General features: G+C 66.3%; 24 protein-coding genes and 1 pseudogene. 19 read left to right on the forward strand and 6 right to left on the reverse strand.

Features of this window, described 5'->3' with window-relative positions:
• The first annotated feature begins 206 nt into the window (after positions 1 to 206).
• From FCN77_RS08300 to FCN77_RS08330, 8 genes are all read left to right on the forward strand, one after another.
• Positions 207 to 572, forward strand: coding sequence for a LysM peptidoglycan-binding domain-containing protein (locus FCN77_RS08300; protein WP_137324700.1), 366 nt, complete (start codon positions 207 to 209; stop codon positions 570 to 572).
• A gap of 133 nt (positions 573 to 705) precedes the next feature.
• Positions 706 to 1,824, forward strand: a complete 1,119-nt coding sequence (locus tag FCN77_RS08305; protein WP_137321887.1) for a histidinol-phosphate transaminase — start codon at positions 706 to 708, stop codon at positions 1,822 to 1,824.
• A 105-nt stretch (positions 1,825 to 1,929) separates the two neighbouring features.
• Positions 1,930 to 2,556 carry an imidazoleglycerol-phosphate dehydratase HisB gene (gene hisB, locus FCN77_RS08310; protein ID WP_137321888.1) on the forward strand — a complete coding sequence of 209 codons (627 nt, stop codon included), beginning with the start codon at positions 1,930 to 1,932 and terminating at the stop codon, positions 2,554 to 2,556.
• Entirely contained in the window at positions 2,553 to 3,365 is an 813-nt protein-coding gene (hisH, locus tag FCN77_RS08315) for an imidazole glycerol phosphate synthase subunit HisH (RefSeq protein WP_254678906.1), read from the forward strand. Before hisB ends, hisH begins: the two co-directional genes overlap by 4 nt.
• Positions 3,366 to 3,524 carry a hypothetical protein gene (locus FCN77_RS25885; RefSeq protein WP_175417188.1) on the forward strand — a complete coding sequence of 53 codons (159 nt, stop codon included), beginning with the start codon at positions 3,366 to 3,368 and terminating at the stop codon, positions 3,522 to 3,524.
• Between the two features lie 54 nt (positions 3,525 to 3,578).
• Positions 3,579 to 4,325 (forward strand): bifunctional 1-(5-phosphoribosyl)-5-((5-phosphoribosylamino)methylideneamino)imidazole-4-carboxamide isomerase/phosphoribosylanthranilate isomerase PriA, encoded by a 747-nt coding sequence (gene priA / locus FCN77_RS08320; protein WP_137321889.1) that lies wholly within the window; start codon positions 3,579 to 3,581, stop codon positions 4,323 to 4,325.
• Positions 4,326 to 4,338: 13 nt separating this feature from the next.
• Positions 4,339 to 5,352, forward strand: a complete 1,014-nt coding sequence (locus FCN77_RS08325) for an SseB family protein (RefSeq protein WP_137321890.1) — start codon at positions 4,339 to 4,341, stop codon at positions 5,350 to 5,352.
• 57 nt (positions 5,353 to 5,409) lie between these two features.
• Positions 5,410 to 6,708, forward strand: coding sequence for an MFS transporter (locus FCN77_RS08330; protein WP_137321891.1), 1,299 nt, complete (start codon positions 5,410 to 5,412; stop codon positions 6,706 to 6,708).
• Between the two features lie 85 nt (positions 6,709 to 6,793).
• On the opposite strand, the gene FCN77_RS08335 is transcribed toward FCN77_RS08330, so the two are convergent.
• On the reverse strand, positions 6,794 to 7,192 hold the full coding sequence (locus FCN77_RS08335) for a DUF1844 domain-containing protein (RefSeq protein WP_137321892.1): 399 nt from the start codon (positions 7,190 to 7,192) through the stop codon (positions 6,794 to 6,796).
• A gap of 389 nt (positions 7,193 to 7,581) precedes the next feature.
• On the opposite strand from FCN77_RS08335, the gene infC reads away from it, so the two are divergent.
• From infC to FCN77_RS08355, 4 genes are all read left to right on the forward strand, one after another.
• Positions 7,582 to 8,715: a translation initiation factor IF-3 gene (gene infC, locus FCN77_RS08340; protein WP_254678907.1), complete on the forward strand. Its 1,134-nt coding sequence runs from the start codon at positions 7,582 to 7,584 to the stop codon at positions 8,713 to 8,715.
• Positions 8,716 to 8,831: 116 nt separating this feature from the next.
• Positions 8,832 to 9,026: a 50S ribosomal protein L35 gene (gene rpmI / locus FCN77_RS08345; protein ID WP_009358635.1), complete on the forward strand. Its 195-nt coding sequence runs from the start codon at positions 8,832 to 8,834 to the stop codon at positions 9,024 to 9,026.
• Between the two features lie 118 nt (positions 9,027 to 9,144).
• Entirely contained in the window at positions 9,145 to 9,651 is a 507-nt protein-coding gene (gene rplT, locus FCN77_RS08350; RefSeq protein WP_137321894.1) for a 50S ribosomal protein L20, read from the forward strand.
• A gap of 45 nt (positions 9,652 to 9,696) precedes the next feature.
• Positions 9,697 to 10,593, forward strand: a complete 897-nt coding sequence (locus FCN77_RS08355; RefSeq protein ID WP_137321895.1) for an RNA methyltransferase — start codon at positions 9,697 to 9,699, stop codon at positions 10,591 to 10,593.
• A gap of 107 nt (positions 10,594 to 10,700) precedes the next feature.
• Here the strand turns inward: FCN77_RS08355 and FCN77_RS08360 are convergent, their stop codons facing one another.
• Positions 10,701 to 10,970 (reverse strand): GlsB/YeaQ/YmgE family stress response membrane protein, encoded by a 270-nt coding sequence (locus FCN77_RS08360; protein ID WP_137324701.1) that lies wholly within the window; start codon positions 10,968 to 10,970, stop codon positions 10,701 to 10,703.
• Positions 10,971 to 11,201: 231 nt separating this feature from the next.
• On the opposite strand from FCN77_RS08360, the gene FCN77_RS08365 reads away from it, so the two are divergent.
• Positions 11,202 to 12,119, forward strand: coding sequence for a cation diffusion facilitator family transporter (locus FCN77_RS08365; protein ID WP_137321896.1), 918 nt, complete (start codon positions 11,202 to 11,204; stop codon positions 12,117 to 12,119).
• A 123-nt stretch (positions 12,120 to 12,242) separates the two neighbouring features.
• Here FCN77_RS08365 and FCN77_RS08370 read toward each other — a convergent pair whose 3' ends face one another.
• Complete coding sequence (locus FCN77_RS08370) at positions 12,243 to 13,454, reverse strand: MFS transporter (protein WP_137321897.1); 1,212 nt, start codon at positions 13,452 to 13,454, stop codon at positions 12,243 to 12,245.
• 169 nt (positions 13,455 to 13,623) lie between these two features.
• Between FCN77_RS08370 and FCN77_RS08375 the strand changes: the two genes are divergently transcribed.
• Both FCN77_RS08375 and FCN77_RS08380 read left to right on the forward strand, forming a co-directional pair.
• Positions 13,624 to 14,076 (forward strand): (deoxy)nucleoside triphosphate pyrophosphohydrolase, encoded by a 453-nt coding sequence (locus FCN77_RS08375; RefSeq protein ID WP_137321898.1) that lies wholly within the window; start codon positions 13,624 to 13,626, stop codon positions 14,074 to 14,076.
• A 56-nt stretch (positions 14,077 to 14,132) separates the two neighbouring features.
• A complete protein-coding gene (locus tag FCN77_RS08380; protein WP_137321899.1) occupies positions 14,133 to 14,351 on the forward strand; it encodes a hypothetical protein in 219 nt (72 codons plus the stop codon).
• On the opposite strand, the gene FCN77_RS08385 is transcribed toward FCN77_RS08380, so the two are convergent.
• Positions 14,328 to 15,515 (reverse strand): Rv2578c family radical SAM protein, encoded by a 1,188-nt coding sequence (locus FCN77_RS08385; RefSeq protein WP_137321900.1) that lies wholly within the window; start codon positions 15,513 to 15,515, stop codon positions 14,328 to 14,330. The two genes, FCN77_RS08380 and FCN77_RS08385, sit on opposite strands and share 24 nt — an antisense overlap.
• 129 nt (positions 15,516 to 15,644) lie before the next feature.
• Between FCN77_RS08385 and pcp the strand changes: the two genes are divergently transcribed.
• Complete coding sequence (pcp, locus tag FCN77_RS08390) at positions 15,645 to 16,334, forward strand: pyroglutamyl-peptidase I (RefSeq protein ID WP_137321901.1); 690 nt, start codon at positions 15,645 to 15,647, stop codon at positions 16,332 to 16,334.
• Between the two features lie 4 nt (positions 16,335 to 16,338).
• Here pcp and FCN77_RS08395 read toward each other — a convergent pair whose 3' ends face one another.
• Complete coding sequence (locus tag FCN77_RS08395) at positions 16,339 to 17,028, reverse strand: SIMPL domain-containing protein (protein ID WP_368074337.1); 690 nt, start codon at positions 17,026 to 17,028, stop codon at positions 16,339 to 16,341.
• A 45-nt stretch (positions 17,029 to 17,073) separates the two neighbouring features.
• Positions 17,074 to 17,466, reverse strand: a pseudogene (locus FCN77_RS08400) (hypothetical protein); the annotation flags it as partial.
• A 285-nt stretch (positions 17,467 to 17,751) separates the two neighbouring features.
• Between FCN77_RS08400 and pheS the strand changes: the two are divergent.
• From pheS to FCN77_RS08415, 3 genes are read left to right on the forward strand one after another with little or no spacing between them, the layout of a single operon-like run.
• Complete coding sequence (gene pheS / locus FCN77_RS08405) at positions 17,752 to 18,813, forward strand: phenylalanine--tRNA ligase subunit alpha (RefSeq protein WP_137321902.1); 1,062 nt, start codon at positions 17,752 to 17,754, stop codon at positions 18,811 to 18,813.
• Between the two features lie 2 nt (positions 18,814 to 18,815).
• Positions 18,816 to 21,359: a phenylalanine--tRNA ligase subunit beta gene (pheT, locus tag FCN77_RS08410; protein ID WP_137321903.1), complete on the forward strand. Its 2,544-nt coding sequence runs from the start codon at positions 18,816 to 18,818 to the stop codon at positions 21,357 to 21,359.
• A 34-nt stretch (positions 21,360 to 21,393) separates the two neighbouring features.
• Positions 21,394 to 22,074: a 4'-phosphopantetheinyl transferase superfamily protein gene (locus tag FCN77_RS08415; protein ID WP_137321904.1), complete on the forward strand. Its 681-nt coding sequence runs from the start codon at positions 21,394 to 21,396 to the stop codon at positions 22,072 to 22,074.
• The last annotated feature ends 4 nt before the right edge of the window (positions 22,075 to 22,078 follow it).

Raw genomic sequence — 22,078 nt, forward strand, 5'->3', positions numbered from 1 at the left:
CAGCAAAGTTCGAATATGTGTTCTAGTCTCCAGCTCCATTCGGCCCTATGTTCGAAGACCGGGCCGGGGCGGACGACATCTTGAGGAACATGCCGGGCGGCAAAGTCAGGTCCAGGAGGGCTCAGTTCATGTCAACAATAAGCGCTATTCACGGTTCAGCAGGCCAGCGTTCCACCGCCGATGGCCGGACCAGCCATGGAACGGGAATGCAGGGCTTCAACTGGGAGGAACGTCCCGTGCGCAAGGCCAAGGCAGCCCAGCCGCCGCTCCGCCTGACGCGCCGTGGGCGCATCGTCCTGGTGGGGCTCCCGCTCATTCTGTTGTCAGCGGTCCTGATCACGCTGGCCGGTTTCCTGAACTCCCCAGCCAAGGCCGCGGAATCCGCCTCGGAGCTGTCGGTGACGCCGACCGTTTCGGTCACCGTCCAGCCCGGGGAGTCCCTTTGGGGGATTGCCGGCACCGTCGCACCTGAGCGCGACCCCCGGGATGTGGTGGCGGACATCGTGCAGCTCAACAACCTTGACGGCGGCAGGGTCATGCCAGGCCAGCAGATCTTTGTCCCCTCGAAATAGGCAGTTCTGCTGCCGGGTGCCGACTGCAGAACCGATAGCCGGGCGGGCAGCAACCCCGGCGAAGACGCCGTTGCGGAGGTCCGGAAAGCGTCACAGTTTCAGTGCCCCGGCCGCCCTCACTTAAACTGGTGAAGTGACTGACCAGCTAGAGCGCCTTAACCGACTTCCCCTCCGGTCCAATCTGCGGGGCCTCACCCCATACGGTGCGCCGCAGCTGGACGTTCCCATCCTGCTCAACGTCAACGAGAACACCCATGGCGTTCCGGCCGACGTCCTGGCAGCCATATCCGAAGCGGTCACGGCCGCCGCGGCGGGACTCAACCGCTATCCGGACCGTGAGTTCACCGAGCTCCGGGAACGGCTGGCTGACTACCTCGGCCACGGCCTGGGAGCGGAGAACATCTGGGCGGCCAACGGGTCCAACGAAGTGCTGCAGCAGATCCTCCAGGCGTTCGGCGGCCCGGGACGCACCGCCCTCGGATTCCCGCCGACGTACTCCATGTACCCACTGCTCGCCAGCGGCACGGACACCGAATACATCGTTGGCCAACGTGCGGAAGACTACGGCCTCAGTGCCGAATCCGCAGCCCGGCAGGTCCGGGAACTGCAGCCCAATATTGTCTTCCTGTGCTCACCCAACAACCCGACCGGCACCGGCCTGGGACTCGACGTTGTCGAGGCAGTCTACGAGGCCGGCGAAGCCAGCCAGACGGTGGTGATTGTTGACGAGGCCTACCATGAGTTCGCCCACGACGGCACGCCGAGCGCCTTGACGCTGCTGCCTGGCCGGGAGCGGCTGATCGTGTGCCGCACCATGAGCAAGGCCTTCGCCCTGGCCGGGGCGAGGCTGGGCTACATGGCGGCAGCGCCCGAGGTGACGGACGCGCTGCGCCTGGTGCGGCTGCCATACCACCTGTCAGCCATCACCCAGGCCACCGCTCTGGCTGCCCTGACGCACCGTGAGGCACTCATGGCGGACGTCGAGGACATCAAGCGGCAGCGCGACCGGATCGTTTCGGAGCTGATCCGGATGGGCCTCAAACCTGCAGCGTCGGACTCCAACTATGTGTTCTTCGGCGGCCTTGAGAACCCCCACGACGTCTGGCAGGGGCTGCTGGACGCCGGCGTCCTCATCCGGGACGTCGGAATCCCCGGCCACCTCCGGGTGACGGCAGGCACTGAGACCGAAACCACAGCGTTCCTGGAAGCCCTTGAGCACATCCTGACCAGGCAGCCAAGCGTCCCGGCCTAAACTGGAGCCAGGACCAGTACTCACGCAAGCCGAGTACTCAAGAGAACCCGCGCTCGGGAACGGGCACGCAGACAGCCCCCCTCCTTCGTCTAAAGGACACAACACATGAGCACCACCGGATCCATTGCTGCCGAGGCCCGGACCGCACGCATGGAGCGCGCCACGAGCGAATCGTCAGTGCTCGTCGAGATCAACCTTGACGGCACCGGCGTCTCGGATATCAGCACCTCGGTTCCGTTCTATGACCACATGCTGACTGCCCTGAGCAAGCACTCACTCATCGACATGACGGTCAAGGCCACCGGTGACATCCACATCGACGTCCACCACACGGTGGAAGACGTCGCCATCACCTTCGGCGAAGTGCTCCGGACGGCCCTTGGAAACAAGGCGGGGATCCGCCGCTTCGGCGAAGCCACAGTACCCCTCGACGAAGCCCTGGCCCACGCCGTCGTCGATGTCTCGGGCCGCCCCTACCTGGTGCACGGCGGGGAACCCGCGGGTCAGGAATACCACCTGATCGGCGGTCACTTCACGGGTTCCCTGACCCGTCATGTCTTCGAGGCCATCACCTTGCACGCCGGCATCTGCCTGCACATGAACGTCATCGCCGGCAGGGATCCGCACCACATTGTCGAGGCCCAGTTCAAAGCCTTCGCGCGTGCACTCCGCGCAGCCGTAGAACCGGATCCCCGCGTCGAGGGCATCCCCTCCACCAAGGGTGCCCTGTGACCGGCCCGGTGCTGCGTGACGGCGCCATCCTGGACCCCGCTGGCAGCGCGAAGCCCGCGTCGCCCGAAGGCAAACCCACGGTCACGGTGCTGGATTACGGCTCCGGCAACGTCCGCTCGGCCGTCCGCGCCCTCGAGCGCGCCGGCGCCGAAGTCATCCTCAGCGCCAAGCCGGAGGACGTCCTGAACGCTGACGGCCTGCTGGTGCCCGGCGTCGGCGCCTTCGAAACAGTCATGCGCGAGCTCAAAGCCGTGGACGGCATCCGGATGATCGGCCGCCGCGTTGCCGGCGGCCGTCCCGTCTTCGCCATCTGCGTGGGCCTCCAAGTGCTGTTCGAAGCCGGGGTGGAACACGGCACCGAAGCCGAAGGCATGGGGGAGTGGCCCGGCAAAGTCGAGCTGCTGCCCGCCGAGGTGGTTCCGCACATGGGCTGGAACACGGTCAAGGTGCCGGAAGGCTCCTCACTGTTCGACGGCGTTGAAAACGAGCGCTTTTACTTCGTGCACTCCTATGGCGTGCAGCACTGGGACTTCGACGTGATCCAGCCGCGGATGGCAGCTCCGCTGGTCACCTGGTCCGAGCACGGTGCACCCTTCATTGCCGCCGTGGAGAACGGGCCGCTGTGTGCCACGCAGTTCCACCCGGAAAAGTCCGGCGACGCCGGTGCGAGGCTGCTCCGTAACTGGGTCAACGGCCTCCGCCGCGGCAAGGCCGAAGCTCCGGACGCCGCAGCGTCCACCGCCGGCAGCACCACGCCGGGGTCAACAGCCGCCGCAGCAACAGCCGCCGACTCCGGACCGGCCGCCTAGATGTGGTCGATTGTCCTGATGGGCCTCGCCGGCCTCCTGGTTGGCGGAGCACTGTCGTTCAGGCAGCAGCACAAGCCGCTCTGGACCCAGATCGTCTTCTACGTGCTGGCCGGAATGGCGTTGCTGGCCGCCTACCTGCTTACCCTGCCGGCGAACTAGCCGCGCAGGCGCACCCCGATCAACGCAGCTTCACTACAACCTGAGGACCCCAAGATGACCACCGAAACGCCGCTGCCCGTACTGGAACTGTTGCCCGCCGTCGACGTCGTGAACGGCCAGGCCGTCCGCCTCGTGCAGGGCGAAGCCGGCAGCGAAACCAGCTACGGCACGCCGCTGGAAGCGGCGCTGACCTGGCAGGAACAGGGCGCCGAATGGGTTCACCTGGTGGACCTGGACGCAGCCTTTGGCCGCGGCTCCAACGCGGAACTGCTCCGCGAAGTGGTGGGCCGGCTGGACATCAAGGTGGAACTCTCCGGCGGCCTTCGCGATGACGAGTCGCTCGAAAAAGCCCTGGACCTGGGCGTAGCCCGCGTCAACCTGGGCACGGCGGCCCTGGAAAACCCCGAATGGACTGCGCGTGCCATCGACCGCTTCGGCGACAGGATCGCCGTCGGCCTTGACGTTCGCGGGACCACCCTGGCCGGCCGCGGCTGGACCAAGGAAGGCGGGGACCTCTGGGACGTGCTGGCCAGGCTCGAAGAGGCCGGCTGCGCGCGCTATGTGGTCACCGACGTCACCAAGGACGGCACCCTCCAGGGCCCCAACGTTGAACTGCTCCGCCAGATGGTGGAGAAGACCGGCAAGCCGGTCGTCGCCTCCGGCGGAATCTCCAGCCTTGACGACCTCAAGGTCCTGCGATCCCTCGTCCCCCTGGGCGTCGAAGGCGCCATCGTGGGCAAGGCGCTGTACGCCGGGGCGTTTACGCTGCCGGAAGCGCTGGACGTAGCAGGCCGCCGCTAGGCCGGCAGCCACCATGAGCCAGCACCACCCGTCGTCGTCCACCGGCGATCCACGCAACGGCGATGCACGCCACTCCGAAGCGCGCAACGTCGAACCAGCCACCGGCCGGCACGGCGTCGGCGAACCAGCCAGCGGCGGGCCGTCGGCGGCGCCGAGGGCTGCCCGTGAGCTGCCCGGCCACATCGCCGCCGCACTCGCCGGATCCGGCGGCGCCACCGACTCGGCCGGACAGCCCTGGGCCGGCCGCAGCCTCGCCGGCGAGGACGCAAAGATCCATAACTTCGAGGACGACGACGGCACCGCCGACGCCGGGTACCTCGCCGCCGTTGCGGCCCTCCAGTCCGCCGGGGGCGATGAGGCGGCGGTGGTGGCCTCCCTCGCCGCCGCCCGGGTGTTCGTGCCCATTGTTGCCCAGTTGGCCGAAGAAGGCGACGCGGCAGCAACGCCGAATGGTCACACCGTGCATGGGGACAAGCAGGCGGATATGGCGCTCGTGACGCTCAAGGCCCCCGACGGCCGGACTGCCATGCCGGTGTTCACGTCGGCGGCTGGCCTCGCGGCATGGCATCCGCAGGCCCGTCCGGTGGCGGTCTACGCCGCGCGGGCGGCGCTGTCCGCAGTGGCCGAAGGCGCGGAACTCCTGGTCCTGGATCCCGGCTCCGAGTACACATTCGTTGTCCGGCGGCCCGCCGTCTGGGCCCTGGCCCAGCAGCACGACTGGGTTCCGTCCTACGCGGATCCGGAACTGGCTGAAGCGGTGGCGCAGGCCACGGCGGGCTATCCCGCGGTCCGGCGCGTCGAACTCCGGCCCGGCGGCGGTGTGGCCTCGGCGACCGCCGCCGGCGCGGTTGTTCCGGGCGGCGGTCCCGGCCCGGAGCTCCGGGTGGTGTTGTTTCTCGAGGACGGTCTCGACGCCGCCGGTGTCCAGGCTGTCGTGGCGGGGCTGAATTCGGACTGGTCCCGGAATGCGGTGTTTGCCGAACGCGTTGACTCGATCGAGGTAAAGTTGCAGCGCGCAGCAGAGTAGCCGGCAGCCGGGGGACGCGTCCCTGTCCTGGCGCCGGCAGGACGAAGGACGTAACCCGTGAATTTCGCTCTCTACAAGGAGCTTCTTGCAGTCAGGCCCATCAGGCGCCTACTGATCGTCGGAATGATAGCCCGAGTGCCGCACTCCGCAGCGGGCGTCCTGCTGACGCTGCACATCGTACTGACCCTCGGCCAAGGGTACGCCGCCGCAGGGGCCGCGGCAGCGGTGATGACCATTGGCATCGCTCTTGGCGCTCCCTGGCGCGGACGCCGCGTGGACACCGTGGGGCTTCGCCGGGCACTCATCCCGTCGGTAGTTTCAGAGGCCGTCATCTGGTCCATCGTGCCGCACGTTCCGTACGAATGGCTGCTGGCGCTGGTGTTCGTCGGAGGCCTCCTGACGCTCCCCATCTTTAGCGTGGTGCGCCAGTCCCTTGGTGTGCTGGCAGGGGGCGAACAGCGCCGGACTGCATTCGCATTGGACGCCATTACCACCGAAATGGTTTTCATGATCGGCCCCGCCGTCGGCGCCATAGTGGCCACCACAGGGTACTCCGTCATCGGGCTGACCGTGGTGGGGTTGTCCACGTCCGTGGCCGGGCTTTGCCTCATGTGGTTCAACCCGCCCACCCGCAGTGCTGTGCCGGACGAGGACTACGAAGCGGACCAGCAGGAGGGCGCCGAAGTGGCGGTGGTCGCGGCGGCACCGGCGCATCTGCAGGAAGCTGCGGCGGAACTAGCGCCGATGGCGGCCGGCGGCATTCGGCGTTCCGGGCTGCGGCACAAAGTGGCGCACAGCTTTATCTGGTTCACTGCCGCGGTGGCCGCGGTCTTTGCCGTGGCGGCCGGGGCCGGTATGGTCCTCAGCGGCACCGACGTGGGCATTGTTGCCGCCCTGGAGATCGGCGGACACCAGGCGGAGATCGGCCTGGTCTTTGTCTTCTGGTGTGCGGCTTCCGTGGTGGGTGGGCTCATCTACGGTGCGATGCACCGGCCCGTTTCGCCAATACTCCTGCTGCTCGGCATGGCCGCGCTGACCATTCCCATGGGTTTCGCACGGGACACCCTGACGCTGTGCCTGCTGTCGCTGCTTCCGGGGCTGCTTTGCGCTCCGGTCCTCTCCGCTGCCTCGGAGAAGGTGGCCGACCTCGTGGAGGAGAGCCGCCGCGGCGAAGCCATGGGCTGGTACGGGTCTGCGCTGACTGCGGGAGTTGCCTTCGGCGCCCCGCTGGCCGGAGTGTTCATCGACGGCATCGGACCGTCCGCCGGATTTGTCTCGGTGGGAACCGCCGGCGTCGTCCTCTGCCTCCTGGGCCTGGCGCTGCAGCACCGGCGCCGCCGCGGGATGGCCGCCTGACGGCGGGTCTGAAACTGGCCTGAAACCACGACGGCGGGCGGACCATTCGTGGTCCGCCCGCCGTTGCGTTCTGCCTGTGAACCGCCTAGTTAACTGGTCCCGTGTACTTCTCACCCGGGCCCTTGCCCGGAGCATCGGGAATGACGGACTCTTCCCGGAAGGCCAACTGCAGGGAACGGAGTCCGTCGCGCAACGGCCCGGCGTGCTGGGAGCCGATTTCCGGCGCGGCTGCCGTGACCAGCCCGGCCAGTGCAGTGATCAGCTTGCGGGCCTCGTCCAGGTCCTTGAGCTCCTCGGCATTCTCCTCAGCCGCGAGGCCCAGTTTGACGGCTGAGGCGCTCATGAGGTGAACAGCGGCGGTGGTGATGACCTCGATGGCCGGGACCTCGGAGATGTCGCGGATCTGCTGCGACACCTGTTCCTGGCCGCTTCCATGGCCGGCTGCGGGCTCGAAAACATGTGAATTACTGTCTGAAGTGCTCATACTGGTAAGCTTGTCACAGACCGACTGAATGTCGTTATTTTGCTATGTGAAACTCGTGGCTGCGAATGTGCAGTATTCGGGCTTCTGTCTGTAGAATTGATTTTCAGTTTGCAAGCGGAGTTCTCTCCCACCCGCGTCAGCCGTTTTCCGCAAGGAAGCAATTCCCATTGGAAGCAAGGTTGCCGGGTACCTGGTCGGGCATTCCATCGCGGCATCAGCCGTGCGGAACGCGTACAGCCTTCACGAAGGCGCGTACATCCGATCTTCGAGGCCTTCGATTGCTCCGGCAATTGGGGGCCTTCTCTATTTGCCGGTGGAATACTCACCTCAACCACAGGAGTTCTAACATTAGCGAGCCAAGAATCAATGAGCGTATCCGCGTCCCCGAGGTGCGGCTGGTCGGCCCTGCAGGCGAACAAGTAGGAATTGTCCGTATTGAGGACGCCCTGCGTTTGGCTGCCGAGTCCGACCTTGATCTCGTTGAAGTTGCACCGCAGGCCAAGCCTCCGGTGTGCAAGCTGATGGACTTCGGCAAGTACAAGTACGAAGCCGCTGTCAAGGCACGTGAGGCCCGGAAGAACCAGACAAACACGGTTCTGAAGGAAATCCGTTTCCGGCTGAAGATCGACACCCACGACTACGAGACCAAGCGCGGGCACGCCCTCCGCTTCCTCGGTGCCGGGGACAAGGTCAAGGCCATGATCCAGTTCCGCGGCCGCGAGCAGCAGCGCCCTGAAATGGGCATCCGCCTGCTCCAGCGCTTCGCCGACGACGTCGCTGAAGTGGGCGTAGTGGAGTCCAGCCCCCGCATCGACGGGCGCAACATGGTCATGGTGGTAGGCCCGCTGAAGAACAAGGCTGAGGCCAAGGCCGAAGCGCGCCGCGCTACGCAGCGTGCCGAAGCGAAGGCACAGAACGAAGCCAAGGCCGATGGCCGGGTGGACGTCAGCCGCGACCAGCCCGCCTTGACGCAGTCCCTGGCGGACCTGCTTCCTGAAGGATTTGCTGTCTCGACTGAAGAGGCAGCGCCCGAGGTGAGCGCTGAGGCCGTTACGGAGTCAGCCGACGTCGAGGCACCTATCGAAACGGTTGCTGCACCCGAACCCGAGGCCCAGGCGACGGAAGCTCCGAAGCAGGAAGCTCCCAAGCAGGAAGCGCCGGCCGAGGAAGCTCCCAAGCAGGAAGCTCCCAAGCAGGAAGCTCCGAAGCAGGAGGCTCCCAAGCAGGAAGCACCGAAGCAGGAGGCTCCCAAGCAGGAAGCACCGAAGCAGGAGGCTCCGAAGGCTGCCAAGCAGGCAGCGCCCAGGCGGGAAGCCCCCAGGGCTGAAACGCCGCGTCCTGCAGTCAGCAGGCCGGTTGCGGCCAAGGCGCCTGAGGCGCCGAGGCCCGCTGCGGCCGCCCCTGCGGCGCCGAAGCCTGCCGGAGTCCCCGCGCCGCCGCCCAAGCCGGTAGCACGGCCCGCAGCGCCCAAGCCTGCAGCACGGCCGGCCGCTCCCAAGCCGGGCAGCAAGAAGACCAACTAGTTCAAAGCTGCACGAAGCACCGTCTTCGCGCAGCAAGCAACCAGCACGCCGCCCGCAGGGGTGGCTGCACGAAAGACTGCAGACTTGTCTGCGGATACGTAAGGAGATCGGTTCCCATGCCGAAGATGAAGACCCACAGTGGTGCTAAGAAGCGCTTCAAGCTGACCGGCAGCGGCAAGCTGCGCCGCCAGCAGGCCAACCGCCGCCACTACCTTGAACACAAGTCCTCCAGGCTGACCCGTCGCCTTGCCGGCGACAAGATCGTCTTCAAGGGCGATGCCAAGGTCATCCGGAAGATGCTCGGCATCTAAGTTCCAAGTTCTCTGACTGCTCGCCACCTGGCAGCGGTCAACTACCAAAAAGGCTTCTCAGGCCAGCCGGACTTCCGGCAGTAGACGCTTGGGATCAGAATTCTGAAGGAGTACGCACGTGGCACGTGTGAAGCGGGCGGTAAACGCCCACAAGAAGCGCCGGGTTATCCTCGAACGCGCAAAAGGCTACCGTGGACAGCGCTCACGCCTGTACCGCAAGGCTAAAGAACAGCTGCTGCACTCGTTTGTGTACAGCTACGGCGACCGCAAGAAGAAGAAGGGCGACTTCCGCCGCCTCTGGATCCAGCGCATCAATGCTGCATCCCGCGCCAACGGCCTGACCTACAACCGCCTGATCCAGGGCCTGAAGGCCGCTGAGGTCGAGGTTGACCGCCGCATGCTGGCGGAGCTGGCCGTCTCTGACGCCAACGCCTTCGCCGCTCTGGTACAGATCGCCAAGGACTCGCTGCCTGCAGACACCTCCGCGCCGGCCGTCACGGCCGAAGCCGCCCCGAAGGCTAAGGCACCGAAGGCCAAGGCCGCCAAGGCCGAGGAAGCTCCGGCTGAGAAGGCCCCCAAGGCCAAGGCTGCAAAGAAGCCGGCTGCTGACGAGGCTGCCGAGTAGCATCCCCGTTCAAGGACTGGTGGCAACAGCCACTAAAGTTCTTATATGAACGAAACCGGGCGCCCGCAAGTCTTTCCACTCTCCAACCCCCGAGCTGATCGGGTGAGGAAGGTGGCACAACTTGCCGGGCGCCCGGCCCGTTTAAAGCGCCGCGAATTCCTGGCGGAGGGTCCGCAGGCCGTGCGCGAGGCCCTGACACTACATCAGAAGCGGATTGCCGCGGGGGAGCCCGGCATCGTCTATGAGGTCTACGCGAGCGAGTCCTGCCTGGACCGGCACCCGGATCTGGAGATACTCGCGGAGGGCACCACCGCATACCTCGCCACCGAGGAAGTGCTCGCCGCCATGGCGGACACGGTCACCCCGCAGGGCATCCTCGCGGTCTGCGGTTTCCTGGACGTGAGCCTTGAGCAGGTACTCGACGCCGGTCCGCAGCTGGTTGCCGTCCTGTGCCAGGTCCGCGACCCCGGCAACGCCGGAACCGTGCTCCGCGCGGCCGATGCCGCCGGCGCCGACGCCGTCGTCCTAACCGCGTCCAGCGTGGACATCTACAACCCCAAAGCTGTCCGCTCGACGGCGGGATCCCTCTTCCATCTGCCAATCGTCCTCGGCGCCGACGTGGCGGAGCTGGCGGTCCGGTGCAAGGAGCGGGGGATCGGGGTCCTGGCTGCCGACGGTTACGGCCAGCTGAACCTGGACCGACTCCAGGACGAGAACGCGGCCCGCCGTCTGGGGTACTCCGCCGCTGAGTCGATCTACGCGCTGGAAAAGCCGACAGCCTGGCTCTTCGGCAACGAGGCCCAGGGCTTGTCTGAGGATGAAATCGCGCTGGCGGACCACCGGGTGGCCGTACCCGTCTACGGGAAAGCAGAGAGCCTGAACCTCGGCACCGCCGCTACGGTGTGCCTCTACGCAAGCGCCCGGTCGCAGAAACGCGGCTGACCGGCATTCCTGCCGCAACGCAAAGGCGGGGCCCACCTTACGGTGGGCCCCGCCGTCGTAGTCCTCACCATTGGGCATCTCTGTGCCCTCAGCGGTGGTGAGTGTAGTTATGTGGTGGTCTTGCTCCTGCCGGTGATGAAGCCGTAGATGCCGGCTACGACGAGGCCGCCGACAATGGCCAGAAGCCAGGAACCGAGGTTCCAGAATTCCATCCTGCCGCCGCCAAACAGAGCGTCGCCGATCCAGCCGCCGACGATGGCGCCAACGACACCAAGCAGAAGGCTGGTAACCCAGCCGCCGCCGACCTTGCCAGGCATGATTGCCTTGACGATTGCTCCTACAATGAGTCCGAGAATGATCCAGCCAAGAAAGCCCATGTCTCCTCCTACATAATCGTCGGAACTCACTACGGGTCCCGATTAGCTTCAAGCTAACACACGGTGTGTTGGCTTGTCAGCAGGCTTAGATTCAATGATTTTGGTGTCATCCGCAGTGACGCGTGGTGCGTCCGGCCGCGGCAGCCGGGTACGGTATTCCTTGCGGGCATCAGCGTTGTGCGGTGATCGCACATGCAAATTTCCGGCAATCCCTGAAGAGGTGAAGCTCACTTGGCTGCAAATGGCGGTTCCAAGGCGATCGTCGCGGCTCTGGCTGCAAACCTGACCATCGCTGTACTGAAGTTCGTCGCTTTCATCCTGACGCTGTCTTCGTCAATGCTGGCCGAGGCCATCCACTCCGTTGCCGACTCAGGCAACCAGGTCCTCCTGCTGGTAGGCGGCAAGCGAGCCAAGCGTGCCGCGAGCCCGGAACACCCCTTTGGCTACGGACGTGAACGGTACATCTACGCGTTCATCGTCTCGATTGTGCTGTTCAGCGTGGGTGGCCTCTTTGCGCTCTACGAGGCGTGGGTGAAGATTCAGCATCCCCATGCCATCGAGGGCGACTTCTGGTGGGTCCCCTTGGCCGTCCTCATCGGGGCCGTCGTCGCCGAATCGTTCTCATTCCGAACGGCGATCATCGAATCCAACCACATCCGCGGCAAGCAGGGCTGGGTGCACTTCGTCCGCAACGCCAAGCAGCCCGAGCTCCCCGTGATCCTGCTGGAGGACCTGGGCGCCCTGCTGGGGCTCGTGTTCGCGCTGTTCGGCGTCAGCCTCACGCTCATTACCGGCAACGGCATCTGGGACGCCCTGGGAACGGCCATGATCGGTTTCCTGCTCGTGGCCATCGCCATCATTCTCGCCATGGAAACCAAATCGCTGCTGCTGGGCGAATCCGCCACCAAGGCTGACAACGCCAAGATCTGTTCGGCCATCGAAGCGGACGGGACGCGCATCATCCACCTGAGGACCATGCACCTGGGTCCCGAGGAACTGCTGGTGGCCGCCAAGATCAGCATCGGTGCAGCAGATTCGGGAGCAGAAATCGCCAAGGTGATCGACGACGCCGAAATCCGCATCCGCGAAGCCGTCCCCATTGCGCGGGTCATCTACCTGGAACCCGACGTGGAGCGGGCACACGTCTGATTCCGTCGCGTTTGGGGCAGGCAGGCAGGCAGGCAGGCAGGCAGGCAGACAGTCACGTGTGGGGCTGCCGCCCTCGTTTAGCGCTATGCGGAGGGCCGTTGGACCCGTACTGCTTGGAGCAGGCTACGAGACCAGCGGCCTTTTGCGTTCCAGCAGGCCGCTGACCGCGGCAACGCCGAGCCCCAGAATCGCCAGGACAGCCCCCACCAGTGCAGGGGCAACGTAGCCCCAGCCCCATGCGATGACCAGGCCGCCGAGGAAGGCACCCAAAGCGTTGGCCACGTTGAGGGCTGCGTGATTGAGCGAGGAGGCCAGCGACGGAGCGTCGGGGGAGGCATCCAGCAGCCGTGTCTGGAGGGCGGGCACCAGAAGCGAACCTGCGCCGCCCACCACGAACACCATGACCAAAGCGGACCACGTCCAGTGCACCGCTACGGCATACACCACCAGCGCGACGGCGATGCCCGGCAGGACCCAATAGATTGTGCCCATGACTGACTTATCCGCAATGCGGCCGCCAACGATGTTTCCTGCCACCATGCCCAAGCCGTAAAGCGCGACGACAAGCGGCAACCATCCGGAGGGGATGCCCGCCACGGAGGTCATGGTGTGCGCAATGTAGGTGTACGTGGCAAAAAAGCCGCCGAAGCCAACGATGCCGATCAGGATAGCGAGCCAGACCTGAAGCCGTTTCAGGGCGCCAAGTTCACGGCGCATGCTGGCGTCGGGGTGCGCCGCCTGGAACGGGACGAACTTCCAGAGCATGGCAAGCGTCACCAGCCCGATGACACCCACCAACACAAACAGCAGGCGCCAGCCGAAAGTCTGTCCCAGCCAGGTGGCGAAGGGAACCCCGATAACGTTCGAAATGGTCAGCCCTGCCATCACCATGGATATCGCCCAGCCCCGCTTGGTCGGAGCGACCAGCGAAGCGGCGATCACGGCCGCCACACCGAAGAACGCACCGTGAGGCAGTCCGGCCGCGAACCGGGACAGCAGCATGGTGCCGTAATCCGGAGCGATGAACGAGGTGAGGTTGGCCAGGCTGAAAAACAGCATGAGGCCCAGCGCGAGGTGCTTGCGGGGAAGTTTCGCGCCCACGGCCGCCAGCAGCGGCGCACCAATGACGACGCCGAGCGCATAGGCCGAGATGAGGTGGCCGGCTTCCGGAGTGCCGATGTTCAGGCCCTGTTCCACCTCCTTGAGCAGTCCCATCATGGTGAATTCGGTGACGCCGATGCCGAAACCTCCCATCGCCAGGGACACGATGGCCAAGGCGAGGTGTTGGGCTCCGACCTTCGGCTTGGCGGGGCTGAGTGTGGGCGTGGAGGTCATTGGCCTGCTCTTCGAAAGTTCGGGTTCATTGGAGGTGCTGTATGGACCAGCCCGGCAATATAAATCTGATTACTTCAACATTGGGGGAGTGGCCCGTATTCCGGAGTGAACGCTGTTCGGGGGTCATCGCGGCACCGGCCACAACCATTGTCCCCCATAGACTGTTTCGGTGACTGGACTCATCAATGTTGTTGGCGGCGCTGTTGTGGACTCCCTGAGCGCCCCTGCCCGGCTACTGGTGGCCCGTCGGACGGCGCCGCCCCAGTTCGCCGGCATGTGGGAATTCCCCGGCGGGAAGGTGGAGCCTCTCGAATCCGCGGAAGACGCCCTGCACCGGGAACTCCGCGAGGAACTGGGCATCAGCGTCCGGCTGGGCACTGAATTGCCGGCCGAAACCGTCGCCGGCTGGCCACTCAACGCCAAGGCATCCATGCGTGTTTGGTTTGCCGAGATTGCCGATGGCGAACCCCGGCCGCTGGAAGACCACGACGAACTGCGCTGGATCAGCCTGACGGGAAGTGACGAAGCTCTCACCCTGCCCTGGATCCCCGCGGACTTCCCGATTGTCCGCGCCCTGCTGGCTGCTGTTGCCGGTTCGGAACCGGTTTCGGCTGAATCGTGAAAATATCCGGGTGCTGAACACCGCTTCCGCGGAATAACTTCGGATGGGTGTTTCGCGTGGATCGAGCCATCAATCCGCCGGAACGTCCGTATTCCAGGTCGGTCACGGTGGACGGCGGTGATGTCACCACGCTGACCGGTGCCGGCCTGCGCGGCGCGCCGGACGCGGGCCAGGTTCGTGGGCTTGGTGATGCGGGCCAGCTAACGCGGCCGACGTACTCCGAAGGCGCCCCGGGCCACAACGCTCTGGCGTCAGAAGAGCGTTGGCTGGGCTGAGTCCGGCGCTGAGTCCGGCGCGGCATTCCTTATGGCGACACCGCGTCCTGCCAGGTCAGCACGTCGCCGCTGAGCCGCGCTTCCGGCCGGACGGGCTCGCGGTTCCGGAATGCTGCCCGCGGGATATTGCGCCTCTTCTTCCCTGGGATCCTGGGCGAGGTCCCGGTGGCTGAATCCCTGAGAACCGGCAAATCCATGCCGCGCCTTGAAGTAGCGGATCCGGTCAGCCAGCCATTGCCTGTACTCCTTGGACGCGTAGGATCCGGTTCCGTACAGGCGCCGATAGCGCCCGGCCAGCTCAGGGTGCCGGGCAGCGATCCATTGCATGAACCACTCCCGGGTGCCCGGCTTCAGGTAGAGGGCGCCGGCCGTGACTCCCGTGGCGCCGGCTGCCGCGAGGGAACCGAACAGCGAATCCAGCGCTTCGTCGCTGTCGGAGAGCCACGGCAGGATGGGCATCGCCATCACACCGCACGGCAGGCCGGCCTCCCGCAGCCTCGACAGCAGCTTGAGCCGCGCCCGCGGACCGGGCGTTCCCGGCTCGATGGCCTCCGACAACTGCTCATCAGTCATGGCCAGCGAAATCCCGATACCCACCGGCACCTGCGCAGCGGCATGCTTCAGCAGCGGGATGTCCCTCGCAAGCAGCGTTCCTTTGGTCAGGATGGACAGCGGCGTTCCCGAATCGGCAAGCGCGCGGATGATGCCGGGCATGAGCTGGTACCGGCCTTCGGCGCGCTGATAGGGATCCGTATTGGTCCCCAGAGCCACATGGTGGTGGCCCCAGGAAGGCTTCGCGAGCTCCTTCCGCAAAACCTCTGCGGCGTTGATCTTGACCACCACCTGGCTGTCAAAGTCCAGGCCGGCGTCAAAATCCAGATACGTGTGGCTCTTGCGGGCGAAGCAGTAGACACAGGCGTGGCTGCAGCCGCGATACGGATTGACTGTCCATTCGAAGGGCATGCGGGAACCGGCCGCCACTTTGTTGAGCACAGATTTTGCAGTGACCTCATGGAAAGTGACCCCGGCAAATTCGGGGGTAGAAACGGAACGCACAAGCCCGGCCAGCGGCAATAACGCTTCAGCGGCCGGGGCGGCTGCTGTTGCGTTGTCTGCGCCGTTGCCTGCAGGCGCCGGCCGGAGTGCTTGTGCGTCCCATCTCATGACTACTATTCGAAGGTATGTTCGAATCAATGTCAAGGACCCTGGTGGTCCGGCCCTGCTGATCAAGGCTTGCTGGTCAAGCCCTGCTGATCACACCGTCCCGTCAGGGGCGGTTGCTACGCTGGGGCCATGATCCTCCTGACAGGCTTTGAACCGTTCGGCGGCGAAACCACCAACCCGTCGTGGACCGCAGCGGAAGCGGCGTCCTCCATCCTGCGGGCCGACGGCCACGCCGTCGCCGCGGTGGAACTGCCCTGTGTGTTCGGCGAATCGGTCAAGGCATTGGAGGCGGCCCTGGATGCGTACCGCCCGGAGCTCGTGATCTGCGTCGGCCAGGCTGGCGGGAGGGCACGGATCTCCCTGGAGCGGGTCGCCATCAACTGCGATGACGCCCGCATTCCGGACAACGACGGAAACCGTCCCGTGGACGAGGAAGTCATCCCCGGCGGACCCGCTGCCTACTTCAGTACGCTCCCGGTCAAGGCCGGGCTGGACGCCCTGCGTTCGGCGGGGATACCGGCCGAGGTCTCGCAGAGCGCCGGAACCTACGTCTGCAACCACATTTTCTACGCTCTGATGCATGCCCTTAGCGAGGGCACGCCCAACGGCGGAACAGTAAACGGAGCCAGGGGAACCAGCGATTTCAAAGGAGCGCGGGGCGGCTTCATCCACGTCCCGTACGAGACACACCAGGTGCCCCGGGGCAGCGGTACCCCGTCACTGCCTGCCGCCGTGATGGCGGAGGCGCTCGCCGTCGTCGTCCGTACCGCACTGACAACCACGGCGGACATCAAGCTGGCCGCCGGAAGCGTTCATTAGCTGGCTACCGAAGCTCCCACACAACGCCCACCGTGGCGGACACGCTCGACTGCCCGGCCTCGATCCCCACGGAATCGGCGGCCATGGCGCGCTGCATTCTTGCCAGTGGAATCGGCGCCGGAACCCCGGGCTGCTGGGTGACGGACACTACCGGGCCGAGTTCGGCGCCGGCCAGCGAGGCGAACTGCCGCGCTGTGGCAAGGGCATCCTGCCAGGCCGCCTCGCGCGCCCGTGCCGTCACCGCAGCCGGATCCGAAAAACCGAGATCCAGCCCGTTCAGCCTGACGTCGTTGCCGCCCGCGGCCACCGCACCGGCGATAATTTCGGACGACCCGGCAACATCCCGGAGCCGCACGGACAGGACACTGGAGGCCACATAGCCTGCCACGGTCTGGCCCTGGCCCTCCTTCCACACGACGTCCGCGCGGACGTTAAGGCCGGAGGTGCTGATGTCCGGATCGCCCACACCGTGTTCCCGCAAGGATGCAGAGATCCCGGAGGCCGCCCTGCCGGCCGCCGCATACGCGGCGCCCACGTCCTCCCGGCGGCACTCGACGCCGATGGAAACAGTAAGCAGGTCCGGAACGGCCTCGGCGGTCCCGGAGCCGGTCACCGTGATGGTCCGTGCGGTTTCCGTCATCTCAGGCCTCAATCCCATCGGGGCAGCATTGCCCGTTCGGCGTTTGTCCGTCATGCGTTTGCCCGTTCGGCGTTTGTCCGTTTCACGGAGGCGGGGGTCCACATATCCGCCCGCTTCCAGCCCCGCCAGGCGTTCAAAGATGTTGGCGGAACCGGGGTTCCCCGTCCGCAGCAGCGACCACCCTGCCGCGAGGAAGTACAACGGCAGGAACGGCAGGCCAAGGCACCAGGCGTATTGGCTGCTGTGCCGTTCCTCGTGCCCCAGCAGCACCGGATTGGCAAGGGCACCCGACGCCCCGGCCCGGAACAATACGACGTTCCCCACGGTAAAGGCCTGGGCGACAGGGAGCGGCCACCGGTAGCCCGTGGCGATCAGCAGCCCCCGCGGTCCGGTGCGGATCGCGGTCCGTGCGCACCTGGCAAGCAGCAGTCCCAAGAGGGTGGTTGCATTCAGCACGTTGGCGATCTGCCGCAGACGCTGTCCGGAGGTCATGATGCCATGGTAGCGGCGGCGGTCCGTCCGCGCTCCTGCCGCTGCTCCTCCCCGTGGGCCCGTCTCGCCGAGCGGCCGTGGCACGTGCTGCCGGGCGCCTTCAACTAGACTGGGGGAGAGTGCCCGCCGGACGGATTCCGGTGAGCCCTGCCCTTTGTCGCTCCGTACGGCCGCCCAAAAAACGGCCGGGTGGAAAGACAAGTCAGTGACGGACACGCTGCCGGTGGAGCCGAATGCAGCCGGACAGGTCGCTGGCGATACCCGACTCGTAGCTAAGAACAGTAGATGACTGAAACTTTGCCGGGCGCTGCCATCCCGAACCCTCTGGATGAAGCCGCCATCACTGCCGCCGTAGACCACGCCGTCGCCGCCATTGCCGCTGCCACCACCCTTGATGAGCTCAAGGCCGTGAGGCTGGCGCACACCGGGGAGAAATCGCCGCTGAGCCTTGCCAACCGCGAAATCGGCGGCCTGGCCAAGGACCAGAAGGCCGCCGCCGGAAAACTCATGGGCGCATCCCGCGGACGCGTCAACAAGGCGCTCGCGGACCGCACCGCCGAGCTCGAAGCCGAAAACGACGCACGGATCCTTGTCGAGGAGACCGTCGATGTCACGGCGGCTCCGCGCCGCCGCCGCGCCGGCGCGCGCCACCCCCTGTCCACCCTGCAGGACCGTGTGGCAGACATCTTCGTCGGGATGGGCTGGGAGATCGCGGAAGGCCCCGAAGTGGAGTCCGAGTGGTTCAACTTCGACGCCCTGAACTTCAAGCCGGACCACCCGGCCCGCGAAATGCAGGACACCTTCTTCGTGGAGCCCCCCGAGGCCCACCTGCTGATGCGCACGCATACCTCCCCGGTGCAGGTCCGCTCCATGCTGGAACGCGAAGTGCCGATTTACGTGCTGTGCCCGGGCAAGGTGTTCCGCACCGACGAACTCGACGCCACGCACACCCCGGTGTTCCACCAGTTCGAAGGCCTGGCCATCGACAAGAAGCTCAGCATGGCTGACCTCCGCGGGACGCTGGAACACTTCGCCCGGCAGATGTTCGGCGACGAAGCCCAGATCCGGCTGCGCCCCAACTACTTCCCGTTCACCGAGCCGTCCGCGGAGCTGGACATCTGGCACCCCGGCGCCAAGGGCGGCCCGCGCTGGATCGAATGGGGCGGCTGCGGCATGGTCAACCCCAACGTCCTCCGGGCTGCCGGCATTGATCCGGACGTCTATTCAGGTTTTGCCTTCGGCATGGGCATCGAGCGCACCCTTATGTTCCGCAACGAGGTGGGCGACATGCGCGACATGATCGAAGGCGATGTACGTTTCAGCGAGCACTTCGGGATGGAGATCTAACAGTGCGTATCCCACTTTCCTGGCTGCGTGAGTTCGCGCAGGTACCGGCCGGAGCAACGGCCGAAGACGTTATGGCAGAACTGGTCAAGGTCGGTTTTGAAGAAGAAGCGGTCCACCGCCCCACGGACACCCTCAGCGGTCCCGTCGTTGTGGGCCAGGTCCTGAGCCTGGTCAAGGAACCGCAGACCAACGGCAAGACCATCAACTGGTGCCAGGTCCGCGTGGTCCCCGAGGGCCAGGAGCAGACCCTCACCGGCGAGGGCATCGACCCCTCCGGTGTCCAGGGCATCATCTGCGGAGCCCACAACTTCGTGGAAGGTGACAAAGTCGTCGTCACCCTTCCGGGTGCCGTGCTGCCCGGCGACTTCCACATCTCGGCGCGGAAGACCTACGGGCACCTCTCCGCAGGCATGATCGCGTCCGTCCGCGAACTGGGCATCGGCGAGGACCACGACGGCATCCTGGTGCTGTCCCGCCTCGGCCTGGACCCGGAAATCGGGACCGACGCCATGGAGCTCCTGGGCCTCTACGACCAGGCCGCCGAGATCAACGTGACGCCGGACCGCGGCTACGCGTTCTCCATCCGTGGCGTGGCCCGCGAATACGCCCACGCCACCGGTACGTCCTTCACGGACCCGGCCGCAAAGGTACAGCCGCCGGCTGAACTGGCCGGCGGCTACGGCGTCAAGCTCAACGACGACGCGCCCATTTACGGCAAGCCCGGCTGCGACCGTTTCGTGGCCCGCACTGTCCGCGGGGTCGACGCGACCAAGCCGACGCCGCTGTGGATGGTTTCGCGCCTGCGGCTTGCCGGCATCCGCTCCATCTCCCTGCCGGTGGACATCTCCAACTACGTCATGCTGGAACTCGGCCAGCCCACGCACTGCTACGACCTGGACAAGCTGTCCGGCGACATCGTGGTCCGGCGCGCCGTGGCGGGGGACAAGATCACCACTCTTGACGACAAAGAGCGCAAGCTCGACGTCGAGGACCTCCTGATCACTGACGGTTCCGGCGCGATCGGCATCGCCGGCGTCATGGGCGGCGCCGCCACGGAGGTCAGCGACTCCACCGCAAACGTCCTGGTTGAGGCGGCACACTTCGACGAAGTCTCCATCGGCCGGTCACGCAGGCGGCACAAGCTGCCCTCCGAAGCGTCCAAGCGTTTCGAGCGCGGCGTTGACTGGCACGTTGCGGGCATCGCCGCGCAGCGGGCGGTTGACCTCCTGGTCGAACTGGCTGGCGGCACCGCCGACGACCCGGGCACCGACGTCGGCACTGCGCCCGACGCCGTGACCATCGGGCTGCCGGCGGCTTTCGCCGCAGCGCGGATCGGCATCGATTTCACCGAAGAGCAGATCGTCACCTCACTCGAGGACCTCGGCGCTGCCGTGGTGAAGAACGACGCCGGCTGGACAGTCACTGCCCCGAGCTGGCGGAACGACCTCGAAACCAAGGAAGACCTCTCCGAGGAAATCGCGCGGCTGGTGGGTTACGACAACATCCCCGCCACACTTCCCGTGGCGCCCCCGGGACGCGGCCTGACCCGCGTGCAGCAGCAGCGCCGTCGCCTGGTCCAGGCCCTCGCTGATGCGGGGCTCACCGAGGTCCTGGCCTACCCGTTCGTGTCCAAAGCCGCCAACGAAACCTTCGGCGTGGCCGAACAGGGTGCCGCCCGCAAGGCCGTCAAGCTGGCCAACCCGATCAGCGAGGAACAGGGCTACCTGCGGACGTCCATCCTGCCCGGCCTGATCGAGGTGGCCAAGCGCAACCACTCCCGCGGCTTCCGCGACCTGGCGGTCTTTGAAGCGGGCCTGGTGTTCCTGCCGGGTGACACCGTGGGGACGCCCTCCATCCCTCCGCTCGGCGTCAAGCCCTCCGATGAGGTGCTGGATGCCCTGTACGACGGCGTCCCGGACCAGCCGCTGCACATCGCAGCCGTGCTGACCGGCCACGACTCGCCCGCCGCCGCGTCGCACACTCCGCGTGCCTGGGACTGGGCCGACGCCGTGGACATCGCCCGCCTTGCCGGAGACGTCCTCGGCGTCGAAATCGTGGTCAGCCAAGGCCACCACCAGGCGTACCACCCGGGACGCGCGGCCCAGCTGGCACTGCGCTCCGGCGAAGTTGTTGGCTACGCGGGCGAGCTGCACCCCAAGCTGCTGGCCGCGCAGGACATGCCGGCGCGTTCGGTGGCGCTTGAAATCAACGCTGATGCCCTCTTCGAAGCGGCCGCAGACGTCATCGTGGCGAAGCACATCTCCGGGTTCCCGGTGGCCACGCAGGACGTTGCCCTGGTGGTTCCGAAGGAAATCCCGGCTGACGAGGTCCTGGCCGCCCTCCGCGAAGGCGCCGGCGAACTGCTGGAAGACGTGGCACTCTTCGACGTCTACGCGGGCAAGGGCATCGAAGACGGCAAGAAATCGCTCGCCTTCGGCCTCCGCTTCCGTGCCGCGGACCGCACGCTCACGGCTGACGAAGCGTCGGCCGCGCGCGAAAGCGCCGTGGCCGTGGCTGCCGAGCGCTTCGGAGCCGTTCAGCGCTAGAAGCGTTTCAGCGATAGGACCGGAAGGGCGGGCCATGGCATCACAGCTTGTTGTGCGTGCCTGCCCGCCCTTTCGCGTACCCGGACGGGATTCCGCCCCGGCCGTTGCGGCACTGGAGCGTGATGCCCTGAGGCTCCTGGACGAGCCGGAGCTGGAGCGTGCCCGCGCCATGATGCCCGTGCCGCGGCAGGATTTTCTGGCCGCCCGGATTGCCCAGCGCAGCCTTGCCGCGGAACTGCTGCAGGTCCGGGCGCAGGACCTGCGCGCCAGTTACGCCTGCCCCCGATGCGGAAGCGGACCTGACATCGCCCACGGGAGGCCGGGCTACCTGCTGGCCGGTGCGCCGGCGCCATTGCTGCTGAGCCTGTCCAGGGCAGCGGGCTGGACGTTACTGGGAGCGGTGACGGAACCGGGCCCGGGGCAGCGGCTCGGGATCGACGTCGAGGACCCGCGGCGGCTGGATTTTGACGGCTTCGATTCCGTGGCGCTGACTCCGGCGGAGCGGCATAGCGTGGCTTCGCTGCGCGGAGACGGGCTCCTGCGCGCCCGCGCCCGGCTGTGGGCGCGGAAGGAGGCTGTCCTGAAGATGACGGGGGAGGGCCTGAACCGCTCCCCGGAGACGCTCGAGGCCGTGGACCACCCCGGCGTCAGGGACCTGGCGCCCGCCGCTTCCGGGCTGCCCGGGAGCCTGGTGGCCGCCGTCGCCATGGGGTGACGGC

It is taken from the genome of Arthrobacter sp. 24S4-2 (assembly GCF_005280255.1).
GTDB lineage: Bacteria > Actinomycetota > Actinomycetes > Actinomycetales > Micrococcaceae > Arthrobacter.

Coding starts and splice junctions, on each gene's coding strand:
- FCN77_RS08300 (WP_137324700.1), top strand. CDS start 207: ATGCAGGGCTTCAACTGGGAGGAACGTCCCGTGCGCAAGGCCAAGGCA.
- hisB (WP_137321888.1), top strand. CDS start 1,930: ATGAGCACCACCGGATCCATTGCTGCCGAGGCCCGGACCGCACGCATG.
- FCN77_RS25885 (WP_175417188.1), top strand. CDS start 3,366: ATGTGGTCGATTGTCCTGATGGGCCTCGCCGGCCTCCTGGTTGGCGGA.
- priA (WP_137321889.1), top strand. CDS start 3,579: ATGACCACCGAAACGCCGCTGCCCGTACTGGAACTGTTGCCCGCCGTC.
- FCN77_RS08325 (WP_137321890.1), top strand. CDS start 4,339: ATGAGCCAGCACCACCCGTCGTCGTCCACCGGCGATCCACGCAACGGC.
- FCN77_RS08335 (WP_137321892.1), bottom strand. CDS start 7,192: ATGAGCACTTCAGACAGTAATTCACATGTTTTCGAGCCCGCAGCCGGC.
- rpmI (WP_009358635.1), top strand. CDS start 8,832: ATGCCGAAGATGAAGACCCACAGTGGTGCTAAGAAGCGCTTCAAGCTG.
- FCN77_RS08355 (WP_137321895.1), top strand. CDS start 9,697: ATGAACGAAACCGGGCGCCCGCAAGTCTTTCCACTCTCCAACCCCCGA.
- FCN77_RS08360 (WP_137324701.1), bottom strand. CDS start 10,970: ATGGGCTTTCTTGGCTGGATCATTCTCGGACTCATTGTAGGAGCAATC.
- FCN77_RS08370 (WP_137321897.1), bottom strand. CDS start 13,454: ATGACCTCCACGCCCACACTCAGCCCCGCCAAGCCGAAGGTCGGAGCC.
- FCN77_RS08385 (WP_137321900.1), bottom strand. CDS start 15,515: ATGAGATGGGACGCACAAGCACTCCGGCCGGCGCCTGCAGGCAACGGC.
- pcp (WP_137321901.1), top strand. CDS start 15,645: ATGATCCTCCTGACAGGCTTTGAACCGTTCGGCGGCGAAACCACCAAC.
- FCN77_RS08395 (WP_368074337.1), bottom strand. CDS start 17,028: ATGACGGACAAACGCCGAACGGGCAATGCTGCCCCGATGGGATTGAGG.
- pheS (WP_137321902.1), top strand. CDS start 17,752: ATGACTGAAACTTTGCCGGGCGCTGCCATCCCGAACCCTCTGGATGAA.
- FCN77_RS08415 (WP_137321904.1), top strand. CDS start 21,394: ATGGCATCACAGCTTGTTGTGCGTGCCTGCCCGCCCTTTCGCGTACCC.